We start from the raw sequence: 13696 nt of genomic DNA, 5'->3' as shown, positions 1-13696 counted from the left end.
CTCCAGTCCGGTGTCACAAACACCGGTCTTTCACGGCGACTGTACCAGCAGTCGCCGTTTTTTTTTGCCTGGCGATCAGGTGTCTTTGGCGTCGCTCGGGGATTTTCCGCCCGCCAGTTTTTGCGAATTGCGCCACGCCGCCGGCGGCATGCCGAACTGGCTGATGAACCACCGCGTAAACGAACTCGCCATGGAATACCCAAGCATGTCGGCGATGCGGCTGAGCGAGTAGGCCGGGTTGTCCAGATAACGCAGCACCAGGTCGCGACGTACATCGTTGATCACGTCGTTGAAGGCGCAGCCGTCGTCCTTGAGGCGACGTTGCAGGGTCCGCACGTTCATGCCCTGGCTTTGGGCGACCTGTTCGATGGTGGCGCGTCCCATGGGCAGCAGCAGGTAGATGGCTTTGCGCACTTCGAACAGCATCGAGGTGTTTTCGTTGCCTTGCAGCGTGTCGAGGTAGCTCTGGGCGTAGCGGGCCATTGTCGGGTCGGCATTGGGGTTGGTTATGTCGAGGCTGGCGTCGGAACAGACGATGCCGTTGAACTCGCTACCGAACTCCAGGGTGCACCCGAACAGGCGCCGATGCAGTTGCAGGTTGTCGGGGGGCTGGTGCATGAAGTTGACGCTGTAGGGGTGCCAGTGCGAGCCGAGCAGGGCGGAGCACAAGCGGAACAACACGCCGATGGCCAGCTCCGTGGCCTGGCGGCTGGGCATCGGCGAATCGGTGACCACCTCTTCGCGAATGATCACCATCTTGCCGGCCTCTTCAATGAAAATGGCCAGCGAATCGTTCATCAAGTGCCGGTATTGCTTCACCACGTGCAAGGCATCGCGCAGGGTCCGCTGGTGGCTGAGCAGCAGGCTGACCACGCCGAAATCCGAAAGCTGGCGCGACTCGGCCATACTCAGGCCAAACGTCTGACAGCCGCTGGCGGTCGCCGATTCTTCCAGCAGGCGCACGGCGGCATCGATGTGGATGCGGTGTTCGGGGGCCTGCAGTTGCGACCTGCTCAGGCCGACAGCCGCCAGCACGTCGCGCGGGTTGAATCCCAGGTATTGGGTGACCTCAAGGTAGTTGGTCAGTACGGCGGCGCGAACAAGCTTTGACATGCGAAAGTCTTCCCTGGTGCCGATGGCGATTGGCATGAGCGTGGCGACTATATCCAGCGCATAGGCGGTTGAACAGTTGTCATATTGTGTGTGGTTTACCTGTTGCCGTGTCGCGAATCATCTACGCTGTGAGTTGTCATTTGGATCCATCCGTTGATTACAGTGATCCTGCGCCAACCTGCGGGGATTTTCGACCAGTGGTTATCTTGTCCCAATGTCTGACAATTTGTCATCAAAAGAAAAGTGCATGACGTCCAATGTAAAGCGCCTTGGCTGGGCGCTCTTTAATGTCGACACAACAAAAAGACTCTGGCGAAAACAGCCAGTCGAGTCACCGAAAAAATGAAGGTGTTGACGTGGACAAACTGCAAACTGGCGCTACCGTTCTGATCGTCCCGGGTCTGCGTGACCACGTTGCCGAACATTGGCAGACGTTGCTTGAAGCCAGGCTGAGCAAAGTGCGCAGTGTTCCGCCACTGGAAACCGACAAACTCGATTGCATGGCCCGTGTGCGGGCGATCCAGCACGAGCTGGAGCAGATCGACGGGCCGGTGATTCTGGTCGCCCACAGCGCCGGCGTACTGATGGTCGCGCATTGGGCGAAGCATTACAGCCGTCCGATCAAAGGCGCCTTGCTGGCCGCGCCACCGGATCTCGATGCCGTCTGGCCGTCAAACTATCCATCTTCCGAGACCCTGCGCAGTCAGGGCTGGAATCCTCTTCCTGAAGGTCCGCTGCCGTTCCCGAGCATCGTGGCCGGTAGCACCAATGATCACCTTGCCAGTCTTTCTGCCGTCACCCGAATGGCGGAAGGCTGGGGCTCCGAATTGCTCAATCTGGGCGATGTCGGGCACCTGAATCCGGCCGCAGGATTTGGCCATTGGCAGCAAGCCGAGGCACTCATCCTGCAGCTAGACAAGTTGGACAGCTAAAACAGGAACCGGTCTGGCAATACGCTAACCGGCATTTGCCCTCACTCCTGGAAACGCAAACCCGCAGAGGAATGCGCGAGGGCGGCTGCGCTTAAAACAAAGACAAAAAGGCGGAGACAACGCAATGCACAACAATAAGAGTTACGGCTTCACCACTCCACGCTATACCTTGCTGGCTTCGGCCATTCTCGCGGCAACCGTGCCGGCGGCCCATGCGGTCGAGATCGATACGGGCAACGCGGACTGGAACGTACGCGTGGATAACACCATCAAGTACAACTACGGTGTTCGCACTGAAAGCGCCGACAAGCGCATGTTGGCAACGCCGAACAACAACGACGGCGACTACAACTTCCGCAAGGCCGGGACCAACATCACCAATCGCGTCGACTTGCTGACCGAGATGGATGTGGTCTTCAAAAACGCCATGGGCTTTCGCGTCAGCGCCGCCAGCTGGTACGACAAGGCCTATGAGAACGTCGGCTCCAATTCCAACCCGTTCGTCAACGGCAACGATGCACGTTCGGGCCTGGTCGCCAACGATCCACGCCTGGCCGGGGTCGTCAATGACAACGTCGGCAATGGCAGCTCGCACCTGAGCAACTATGCCTCGCGTTACTACACCGGTCCTTCCGGTGAAATCCTCGACGCCTTCGTGTTCTACAGCACTGAAGTTGGCGAAGAGTCGATGTTCAGCGCCAAGGCCGGCCAGCACAACGTGTTCTGGGGCGAGACCATTCTCAACCCAGTGCATTCGATGAGCTACGGTCAGTCCGGGCTCGACCTGGCCAAACTGGCCGCGTCGCCGGGTACCGAAGCCAAAGAACTGTTTGTACCGCGTAACCAGCTGTCGATGTCGTTCACCGTCAATCCGGAATTGACCGTGGGTGCCCAGTACTTCCTGAATTGGGATGCTGCGCGTCTGCCGGAAGCCGGCACTTATTACGGTGGTTCCGATCTGGTCGGCTTTGGTGCGCAATCGTTCCTGTTGGGCAACACCAACGGCAGGGTTCAGGGCAGCCCGCTGGGTTGTGGCCTGGCGCCATGCAACGGTTTGACCAACGTGCGTCGCGGTAAGGACCTGACGCCGCATGACAGCGGCGACTGGGGCATCATGGCCAAATGGTCGCCGACCTGGCTGGATGGCACCCTCGGCGTTTACTACCGCGAAACGTCGGAAATCCTGCCGCAAGCCTATCTGGATGCCCGAGGTCTGACCTCGGCCAACCCGAACGGCACCCGTCCGGCCGGGCAAGTGCCTGCAGTGGTCAACACCCTTAACTCCCTGAGCACCGCCTCCTACCAACTGGCCTATGCCGACAACATCAAGATTGCCGGCCTGAGCTTGTCCAAGGACGTGGGCGGGGTGAGCGTGGGTTCGGACCTGAACGTTCGCCACAACATGCCGTTGGCCAGTATTCCGGCGATCGTCAGCACCACCAGCCCGCTGGGTCTGGGTAAAGGCCTCGGCCTATTGCCTGCACGTACGGACGCCACCGGTGTGGTCTATGACGCCCCGAGCCGTGGCGACAGCATGAGCGCCACCGGCGACACCTTGCACTGGACGCTCAACGGTCTGATGACCTTCCCGAAAACCCCGATGTTCGACCAGGCGACTGTGCTGGCCGAGCTGTACTACAGCAACCTGCTCAAGCTCGATAGCGAAAACGAGGCGCTCTACAAGGGCAAGTCCAGCTATCGCGGCATTGACGCACCGACCCGTGACAACTGGGGTCTTGCGGTCAACTTCACCCCAACCTGGTACCAGGTGTTCCCGGGTGTTGACTTCAACGCACCGATGTCCGTCAACGTCGGTCTCGATGGCGTGTCCCCGGTCACCGGTGGCGGTGCCAAAGACACCGGTACCTATGCCCTCGGCGTAGGTGCCGTTGTGTACAACAAATACTTTGTCGACCTGAAGTACGTGGACTCCTTCGGCCAGACCGACAAGTGCGAAAAAAGTGGTGTGAGTACCGGCCCAACCGGTGGTGACGGCTCTACCCCGAACGCCTTTAGCGGCAACGAAAACTACGCCTGCTACGCCGGTGGCTACTCAGCCTTCTCCGGTGGTGGTGCTACGACTGAGGATCGTGGCGCGGTGTACCTGACGATGAAAACTACATTCTGATTCACCACTGATTTGCTTAACGCAAGCAGGAGAATAACAACATGAAATTTGTAAAAACCGTGTTGGCCGCTTCGCTGGCCATGGTCTTCGCCGCTCAGGCACAGGCTGCTGTTTCACCTCAGGAAGCTGCCAAGCTTGGCGCTAGCCTGACCCAGGTAGGGGCTGAAAAAGCCGGGAACGCTGATGGTTCCATTCCTGCCTACAACGGTGGCTTGACCACTCCACCGGCCAGCTTCAAGACCGGTGACAGCATGCGTCCGGATCCGTTTGCCAGTGAAAAACCTGTGCTGGTGATCGACGGCAAGAACGTTGATCAGTACAAGGGCTTGCTCACAGCGACCACGGTTGAACTGGCCAAGCGTTTCCCGACGTTCCGTGTCGACGTGTTCCCGACGCACCGCACCGTGTCGCTGCCTCAAGCGATTCTGGACAACGGCGTGAAAAACGCCGTCGGTGCCAAGTCCCTGGAAGGTGGCCTGGCCATCGACAACGTTCTGCCGGGCATTCCGTTCCCGATTCCGCAGACGGGTAACGAAGCGATGTGGAACTTCCTGTTGCGTTATCAGGGTGTGAGCATCAGCTCCAAGTACGACTCCTGGAACGTCGACTCCGCAGGCGTTCCGACCCTGGCGACCACCGGGCAAGCGAACATCTCCTACCCGATCTATGAAAACCTCTCGCAGCCGATCAGCAGCGCCGACGTGTACTACCAGATGAAGCTGGCGTACACCGGTCCTGCGCGCCGTGCCGGTGAGGCGATCATGCTCAAGGACGCCGCCAACCCGTTGCAGCAACCGCGTCGCGCCTGGCAGTACTTGCCGGGGCAGCGTCGAGTGAAACTGGCGCCGAGCCTGGCTTACGACACGCCTAACCCAGGTACCGCCGGTGCGGGCACCTACGATGACGTGTTCGTGTTCAACGGTGCACTGGATCGCTACGACTGGAAACTGGTCGGCAAGCAAGAAATGATCGTGCCTTACAACACCTACAAGCTGACCTACGTGCAGGATCCGAAGTCGCTGACCACCGCCAATCACCTGTCACCTGACTTCGTACGCTGGGAAAAACACCGCGTATGGGTCGTGGAAGGCAACCTCAAGGCCGGTGCACGTCACATCTACCAGAAGCGTCGCTTCTACCTCGACGAAGACAGCTGGACCGCTTTGGCCTCGGATCAATATGACGCTCGTGGTCAGCTCTATCGCGGTTCCTTCGCCTTCCTCAGCCAGAGCTATGACAAGCAGGTTCCGGACTCCACCCCGTTCATGATCTATGACCTGGTAGGCGGTTCCTACAACATCAACGGTGTAGTCGGCCCTTACGGCGGCATCAAGTACATCGAGCCGCTCTCCAAGGCCCAGTGGTCCTCGGAATCCCTGGCCGGCGCCGGCATTCGCTAAGCCAATCGCAAAAAAATGCGCCCGTTCGGTCCACCGCCCACAAGGCGGTGAGACCGTCGGCGGTCGGTTCGCGCCGATCGCTACGAACGCCAGGTTTTAACGTCAGGCACACCTGTGTGTGCCCCGGCGCGGTTTTCCGAAGAGGACGCAGTATGTGTTCGTATAAAAATAATAGGTTGCAACTGGCGCTTGGCGTTGTGCTCTGCCTGTCGCAGGGCGTCACCCAGGCGGCCGATTATGTCGACGTGCTGGACCTGCCCGCCAAGGTGAGTGCCTTGGCCATCAAGAGCCCGTTGTCCGGCATGACCCGTGCCGGTGAGCGCGTGATTACCGTTGGCCAGCGTGGCCATATTCTGTTTTCCGATGATTCCGCAAAGCACTGGCAACAGGCCGTCGTGCCGGCCAGCGCTGACCTCACTGCGGTGAATTTTCCGACTGCCACCCAAGGTTGGGCGGTGGGTAATGACGGCGTGGTGCTGCACAGCAGCGACGCCGGTGCGACTTGGCAAAAACAGCTCGACGGCCGCCAGATCGGCGCCTTGCTGGTCAAGCATTACACGGCGCTCGCCAGCGCCGAACCGGGCAATGAGCAATGGCCCCAGTTGGCCATGGAAGGCCAACGACTAGTCGATCAGGGCGCGGACAAACCGCTGCTCGACGTCTGGTTCGCCAACGAAAAAACCGGCTATGTAGTCGGCGTGTTCAACCTGATCCTGCGCACCGACGACGGTGGTCAGACCTGGACGCCGTATCAGGACCGTACCGACAACCCCCAGGGTTTCCACCTCAACGCCATCGCTTCCACTGGCGACAGTGTGTACATCGCGGGCGAGCAAGGCTTGCTGCTCAAGTGGGATGAAAGCGCCCAACGTTTTGCCGCCGTGCCGACGCCTTATCAGGGCAGCTTCTTCGGTGTGATCGGCAAGCCCGGCGAAGTGCTGGTGTATGGCCTGCGCGGCAACATCCTGCGCAGCACCGATGGCGGCCAGAACTGGACCGCGCTGGACAGCGGCCTGCACGTCAGCATCACCGCCGGACTGATCGATGACCATGGCAATTACCGCCTGTTCACTCAGGGCGGGCAGATGTTGGTCAGCCAAGGGACTGGTGCGCAATTGCGCCTCAAACAGCAACCTGCGCGCACACCGGTTGCCGGTGCCACCCAGTCCGCCGATGGCGTATTGGTGGTAGCGGGCAGCCGTGGCGCCCAGACGCTTGCCGTCGATCCAGCCCTCGAACCCTAAGAGCGAGAACCCAGACATGGGCAATATCAAACAAGACGCCATGCCGGTGATCCGCGATCTGCGTGATTTCGATCAGCAATCCGGCAACCTCCTCGAACGGCTGGTGTTCAACTACCGCCCGCTGTTCATGCTGCTGATGGCGCTGGCGACCGTGGTGCTGGGCTTCATGGCCGTGACTCGCCTGGAGTTGCGCCCAAGCTTTGAAAAAATGATTCCGCAGAGCCAACCCTATATCCAGAACTTCCTGGAAAACCGCGCGTCACTGCGCGGCTTGGGCAACTCGGTGCGCGTGGTGGTCGAGAACACCAAGGGCGATATTTTCGACCCCGAATACCTCGACGTGCTCAAGCAGGTCAACGACCAGCTATTCCTCACCGAAGGTGTCGAACGTGCGTGGATGAAGTCGCTGTGGAGCCCGGCCGTGCGCTGGACCGAAGTCACCGAGGACGGTTTCCAGGGTGGCCCGGTGATGCCCGACACCTATTCGGGGCAGCCTGAGCAGATCGAACAACTGCGTCAGAACATTTCCCGCGCCGGCATCGTTGGCAGCCTGGTGGCCAGCGACTTCAAGTCGACCATGCTGATCGTGCCGCTGATGGACAAAGCCGCCGCCGGTGGCCAACGCATCAACTACCACGAATTCTCGCAGATGCTCGAAGAGCAGTTGCGCGACAAGATCGAATACGGCGGCGACAGCGCTGCGCGTAAATCCGGTGTCGAAGGCACCGGTCATTACAAGGTCCGGGTGATCGGCTTCGCCAAACTGATGGGCGACCTGATCGACGGCCTGATCCAGGTGATGATGTTCTTCGGCCTGGCCGTGGTCACTTCGCTGATCATCATTTATGCCTACACCCGTTGCGTACGCAGCACCCTGCTGGTGGTCGGCTGCTCGCTGATCGCGGTGGTCTGGCAACTGGGCATCGTCGCCTGGCTCGGCTACGCCATCGACCCGTATTCGGTGCTGGTGCCGTTCCTGATCTTCGCCATCGGCGTGTCCCATGCCGCGCAGAAGATGAACGGCATCATGCAGGACATCGCCCGTGGCACCCATAAACTGATCGCTGCGCGTTATACCTTCCGTCGCCTGTTCATCGCCGGTGTCACCGCGCTGCTGGCCGACGCCGTGGGCTTCGCCGTGCTGATGCTGATCGACATTCCGGTGATCCAGGACCTGGCAATCACCGCCAGCATCGGCGTTGCGGTACTGATCTTCACCTCGCTGTTGTTGATGCCGGTTGCACTGTCCTATGTGGGCGTTGGCGCGAAAGCCGCCGAGCGTGCGCTGAAAATCGACAACCGCGCCGAGAAGCACAAAGGCTTTGGCAGACTGTGGGACGCGCTCGATCGCTTCACCACGGCCAAGTGGGCCAGCGGCGCTGTTCTGGTTGCAGTGTTGATGGGCATTGGCGGTTTCGTGGTCAGCCTGGACCTGAAGATCGGCGACCTGGAAAGCGGGGCGCCGGAGTTGCGCGCCGACTCGCGCTACAACCGCGACAACGCCTACATCACTCAGCATTACGCGCTGTCCAGCGACCTGTTCGCGGTGATGATCAAGACCGCGCCGGAAGGCTGCCTGAACTACAAGACCCTGGTGCTCGCTGATCGCCTGGCCTGGGAGCTGCAACAGTATCCGGGCGTGCAGGCGACGTCTTCGCTGGTCAACGCGGTGCGACAGATCACCGCCGGCACTTATGAAGGCAACCCCAAGCTCAACAGCGTCCAACGCAACCAGGACGTGCTCAACTACGCCGCGCAACAAGCCTCGGTCAACTCCCCGGAGCTGTTCAACACCGATTGTTCGCTGATGCCGGTGATCGCCTTCCTCAAGGATCACAAGGCTGAAACCCTCGATGCCGTGGTCGCGATTGCCGACAAGTTCGCCAAGGAAAACAGCACCGAAGATCGCCAGTTCCTGCTCGCTGCCGGCAGCGCCGGGATCGAGGCGGCGACCAATATCGTGGTGCGTGAAGCCAACCACACCATGCTGCTGTACGTGTATGCCGCGGTAACGTTGTTCTGCCTGATCACCTTCCGCAGCTGGCGCGCGACGCTGGTGGCCCTGTTGCCGCTGGTGCTGACCTCGATCCTCTGCGAAGCCTTGATGGTAGCCATGGGCATCGGCGTGAAAGTCGCGACCCTGCCGGTGATCGCGCTCGGGGTGGGGATTGGCGTGGACTACGCCTTGTACCTGCTCAGTGTGCAGTTGCACTTCCAGCGACAGGGCATGCCGCTGTCCGAGGCCTACCGCAATGCCGTGTCGTTCACCGGCCGCGTGGTCGGGCTGGTGGGCATCACCCTGGCGGCAGGCGTGGTGTGCTGGGTCTGGTCGCCGATCAAGTTCCAGGCCGACATGGGCATCCTGCTGACCTTCATGTTCCTGTGGAACATGCTCGGCGCGCTGATCCTCATTCCTGCGCTGTCGTACTTCCTGTTGCGTACGCCGGTGCTGGAGCGCAGTGACGCTACCGACGGCGACGAAGCGTCCACCGACAACACCGAAACCACTCAACGTCCCGGCATACCCAATGCCCTGACTATTCCCGAGTAAGCCAAGATGTCTGATTACAAAGCTCCTTTGCGCGACATGCGCTTCGTCCTCAACGAGGTTTTTGAGGTGTCCCGGCTGTGGGCCAATTTGCCTGGCCTGGCCGACGTGATCGATGAAGACACCGCCGCCGCGATCCTAGAAGAGGCCGGCAAGATCAGCGCCGGCGTCATCGCGCCGCTCAACCGCGCCAGCGACGAGCAGGGCTGCACCTGGAGCGAAGGTGCAGTCACCGCGCCGGACGGTTTCATCGCGGCTTACCAGGCCTTCGCCGAAGGCGGTTGGGTCGGTGTCGGCGGTGATCCGCAGTTCGGTGGCATGGGCATGCCCAAGGCCATTTCGGCGCAGGTCGAAGAGATGGTCAACTCGGCCAGCCTGTCGTTCGGTCTGTACCCGATGCTGACCGCCGGCGCCTGCCTGTCGATCAACGCTCACGCCAGCGAAGAACTGAAAGCCACCTATTTGCCGAACATGTACGCCGGCACCTGGACCGGTTCGATGTGCCTGACCGAAGCCCATGCCGGCACCGACCTGGGCATGATTCGCACCAAGGCCGAACCTCAGGCCGACGGCAGCTACGCCATCAGCGGCAGCAAGATCTTCATCACTGGCGGCGAACACGACCTCACCGAAAACATCATCCATCTGGTACTGGCTCGCCTGCCCGATGCACCCGCGGGGCCGAAAGGCATCTCGCTGTTCCTGGTACCGAAAGTGCTGGTCAATGCCGACGGCTCGCTGGGTGAAAACAATTCGCTGTCCTGCGGTTCCATCGAACACAAGATGGGCATCAAAGCGTCCGCGACCTGCGTGATGAACTTTGACGGCGCGACCGGCTGGATCGTCGACGCACCGAACAAAGGCCTGGCGGCGATGTTCACCATGATGAACTACGAGCGTCTGGGCGTTGGTATTCAAGGCCTGGCGCAGGGTGAGCGTTCGTACCAGAACGCGCTGTTGTACGCCCGTGACCGCCTGCAAAGCCGCGCACCGACCGGCGCGCAGCACAAGGACAAAGCGGCCGACCCGATCATCGTGCACCCGGACGTGCGCCGCATGCTGCTGACCATGAAAGCCTTGAACGAAGGCGGCCGTGCATTCTCCAGCTACGTGGCCCTGCAACTGGACATCTCCAAGTTCAGCGAAGACCCGGCGGCCCGGACCCGCGCGCAGGAACTGGTGTCGCTGCTGACCCCGGTGGCCAAGGCATTCCTCACCGACATGGGCCTGGAAACTACCATTCATGGCCAACAGATCTTCGGCGGCCACGGCTATATCCGCGAGTGGGGCCAGGAGCAACTGGTGCGTGATGTGCGCATCACCCAGATCTACGAAGGCACCAACGGCATCCAGTCCCTGGACCTGGCCGGGCGCAAGATCGTCGGCAGCGGCGGTTCGCTCTATCGCCTGTTCGCTTCGGAAATTCGCGATTTCACCGCCAACGCTGGCGCTGACCTTGCCGAGTTCACCCAGCCGCTGAACGCCGCCGTCGACACCCTCGACGAACTGACCGCCTGGTTGCTCGACCGCGCACCCAACAACCCGAATGAAATCGGCGCGGCTTCGGTCGATTACCTGCAAGTGTTCGGCTACACCGCCTACGCCTACATGTGGGCGTTGATGGCCAAGGCCGCGCTGGGCAAAGAAGGCGAAGACGATTTCTATGCCAGCAAACTCGGTACCGCACGGTTCTACTTTGCCCGACTGCTGCCACGTATCCACTCGTTGAGCGCGTCAGCCAAAGCTGGCAGTGAATGCCTCTACCTGCTGGAAGCCGAGCAGTTCTGAGCCCACATAACAAGGATCGGGAATCACATACATGATGGCGACAAAAATAATTCCGCCCGCTGACGGCGCCTATGCCTATCCGTTGCTGATCAAGCAATTGCTGCTGTCCGGCGTGCGCTACGAGCCGGGCCGGGAAATCGTCTACGCCGACAAACTGCGCTACAGCTACGAGACCCTCAACAAGCGTATTCGCCGCCTGGCCAATGCGCTGACCGCCGCCGGCGTCAAGGCTGGCGACACCGTGGCGTTGCTCGACTGGGACAGCCACCGCTACCTGGAATGCTTCTTCGCCGTGCCGATGATCGGCGCGGTGTTGCACACGGTGAACATTCGCCTGTCGCCGGAGCAAGTGCTGTTCACCATGAACCACGCCGAGGATGACCTGGTGCTGGTGCATGATGATTTCCTGCCACTGGTCGAGCAGATCCACGGCCGCCTGGAAACCGTCAAAGGCTACCTGCAACTCACCGATGACGAGGCGACCAAGACCTCGCTGCCGGTGTTGGGCGAGTACGAGCACGTGTTGTCCCTGGCTTCGGAGCAGTACGACTTCCCCGACTTCGACGAGAACTCGGTGGCAACCCTGTTCTACACCACCGGCACCACCGGCGACCCGAAAGGCGTGTACTTCAGCCATCGCCAACTGGTCCTGCACACCCTCAATGCCGTCGGCACGCTGGGCGTCTATCAAGGCGCGCCGCTGTTGCGCTCTGACGACGTGTACATGCCGATCACGCCGATGTTCCACGTACATGCGTGGGGCGTGCCGTATGTCGCGACGCTGATGGGCATCAAGCAGGTCTACCCCGGTCGCTACGAACCCAACAGCCTGGTCAAGCTGTACCGCGAAGAGAAGGTGACCTTCTCCCACTGCGTACCGACCATTTTGCAGATGATCCTCAACTGTGAAGAAGGCAAGGCGACCCGTTTCGACGGCTGGAAAATGCTCCTCGGCGGCAGTGCGCTGACCCTGGGCATCGCCACCGAAGCCAATGCCAAAGGCATGGTGGTACACGCCGGTTACGGCATGTCGGAAACCTGCCCGCTGCTGTGCCTGACTTACTTGCGCGACGCCGACCGTCAACTGTCCGCCGAAGACCAACTGCCGACGCGCATCAAGACCGGGACGCCGGTGCCGATGGTCGATCTGAAAATCATCGATGCCGATGGCAAAGATGTCGCCCACGACGGTGAAGCCCTCGGTGAAATCGTCGTCCGTGCACCTTGGCTGACCCAAGGCTATTTGAAAGAACCGGAAAAAGGCGCTGAGCTCTGGCTCGACGGCTGGCTGCACACCGGTGACATGGCCTCGATCGACCCGCTGGGCGGCGTGGAAATCAAGGACCGCATCAAGGACGTGATCAAGACCGGCGGTGAGTGGATCAGCTCCCTGGAACTGGAAAGCCTGATCAGCGAACACCCGGCGGTCATGTCGGTCGCGGTGGTGGGCATCGTCGATGAACAGTGGGGCGAACGCCCGATGGCCATGGTCGTCTGCGAGCCAGGGCAATACCTGGACCGCAAGATCCTGGAAGTGCATCTGCAAGCCTTCGTCGACGGCGGGCGCATCAACAAATGGGCGATCCCGAAGCAGTTCAAATTCGTGACCGAAATCCCCAAGACCAGCGTCGGCAAGATCAACAAGAAGCTGATTCGGGAAAACGCAGCGAACTGAGGGATAAACCTGCCACTGCTGCTGTAGGAGCGAGCCTGCTCCGGGCGGCGTTCCGACGATGGACTGGAGAGCGCCGCGTTTAGCCAGAAAACACGCGTTTTCGTTAACGACCATCGCGAGCGTGCTCGCTCCTACAGGAATTCACCGCTGTCAGGCGGTTTCTGGATAGCGTTCAGGGCCTCATCTTTGTCATAGTTCTTCGCCCCGTAAGTCGCAGTTTTCAACGTTTGTGCCAAGCTGAACGGGGTATTGAACCACCGCGCACTCCATTGCCGGTCAGTCAAACCCCAGGAAGCTCCCCATGAACGTCTCCCGTGCCTCAAACATCCGCCAAGAGTTCTACAAAGCCGTCTGGTTCTACTTCAAAGTGGTATGGCCGATCTTCTCGATCCTGCTGCTGGTGATCATCGCGTGTGGCCTCATCATCGCCCATCTGGAAGGCTGGACCGCGGGTGAAGGTGTCTACTTCGCGTTTGTGACGGGCCTGACCATCGGCTACGGAGAGTTCGTGCCCAAGCTGGGTGTCTCGCGCTTTTTGGCGATCCTGCTGGGTTTCAACGGCGTACTGATGACCGCGACCTTCGCGGCGATCGCCGTCCGGGCGATTGAAGTGACGGTGACGGCGTCGCGCAAGGATAAAGAGTAGAGTCCCAACCCAAATCCCCTGTAGGAGCGAGCAGGCTCGCGAAGGTCTCAAGGACACCGCGCTTATCCAGGATTCGCGCGTTATCGTTGATGACCATCGCGAGCAGGCTCGCTCCTATGTATGGACTCGCCCCCACTGTCTACCTGCTTTTTAAACACTGCTACCCGGTTGCATCTATGTATAAGGCCTATTCGAGGAAGCCATCTTTGGCTTCTGGCCAAC

At 60.4% G+C, this 13696-nt stretch carries 9 protein-coding genes; 8 read left to right on the top strand and 1 reads right to left on the bottom strand.

All coding sequences use genetic code 11. The features are described 5' to 3' along the window. Positions 1 to 75: 75 nt before the first annotated feature. A complete protein-coding gene (locus CKW19_RS21725; protein WP_095059867.1) occupies positions 76 to 1113 on the bottom strand; it encodes an AraC family transcriptional regulator in 1038 nt (345 codons plus the stop codon). A 356-nt stretch (positions 1114 to 1469) separates the two neighbouring features. On the opposite strand from CKW19_RS21725, the gene CKW19_RS21720 reads away from it, so the two are divergent. The 8 genes from CKW19_RS21720 to CKW19_RS21685 all read left to right on the top strand — a co-directional run bounded on the left by CKW19_RS21720 (position 1470) and on the right by CKW19_RS21685 (position 13474). Then, a complete protein-coding gene (locus tag CKW19_RS21720; protein WP_095059866.1) occupies positions 1470 to 2045 on the top strand; it encodes an alpha/beta hydrolase in 576 nt (191 codons plus the stop codon). A gap of 124 nt (positions 2046 to 2169) precedes the next feature. Then, positions 2170 to 4173, top strand: a complete 2004-nt coding sequence (locus CKW19_RS21715) for a DUF1302 domain-containing protein (RefSeq protein WP_095059788.1) — start codon at positions 2170 to 2172, stop codon at positions 4171 to 4173. Between the two features lie 41 nt (positions 4174 to 4214). Then, positions 4215 to 5573 carry a DUF1329 domain-containing protein gene (locus CKW19_RS21710; RefSeq protein WP_095059787.1) on the top strand — a complete coding sequence of 453 codons (1359 nt, stop codon included), beginning with the start codon at positions 4215 to 4217 and terminating at the stop codon, positions 5571 to 5573. A gap of 152 nt (positions 5574 to 5725) precedes the next feature. After that, on the top strand, positions 5726 to 6817 hold the full coding sequence (locus CKW19_RS21705) for a YCF48-related protein (protein WP_095059786.1): 1092 nt from the start codon (positions 5726 to 5728) through the stop codon (positions 6815 to 6817). A gap of 16 nt (positions 6818 to 6833) precedes the next feature. Beyond that, entirely contained in the window at positions 6834 to 9368 is a 2535-nt protein-coding gene (locus CKW19_RS21700) for an RND family transporter (RefSeq protein WP_095059785.1), read from the top strand. Between the two features lie 6 nt (positions 9369 to 9374). Next, on the top strand, positions 9375 to 11153 hold the full coding sequence (locus CKW19_RS21695) for an acyl-CoA dehydrogenase C-terminal domain-containing protein (protein WP_095059784.1): 1779 nt from the start codon (positions 9375 to 9377) through the stop codon (positions 11151 to 11153). Positions 11154 to 11184: 31 nt separating this feature from the next. Continuing rightward, positions 11185 to 12828, top strand: coding sequence for a fatty acid--CoA ligase (locus tag CKW19_RS21690; protein WP_095059783.1), 1644 nt, complete (start codon positions 11185 to 11187; stop codon positions 12826 to 12828). A gap of 301 nt (positions 12829 to 13129) precedes the next feature. Beyond that, on the top strand, positions 13130 to 13474 hold the full coding sequence (locus tag CKW19_RS21685; RefSeq protein ID WP_095059782.1) for a potassium channel family protein: 345 nt from the start codon (positions 13130 to 13132) through the stop codon (positions 13472 to 13474). Positions 13475 to 13696 lie beyond the last annotated feature (222 nt).

It is taken from the genome of Pseudomonas sp. Irchel s3f7 (assembly GCF_900187615.1).
Taxonomy (GTDB): Bacteria; Pseudomonadota; Gammaproteobacteria; order Pseudomonadales; family Pseudomonadaceae; genus Aquipseudomonas.
Note: the sequence above shows the minus strand (reverse complement) of the source record. Positions and strands in the feature narration are given on the sequence as shown.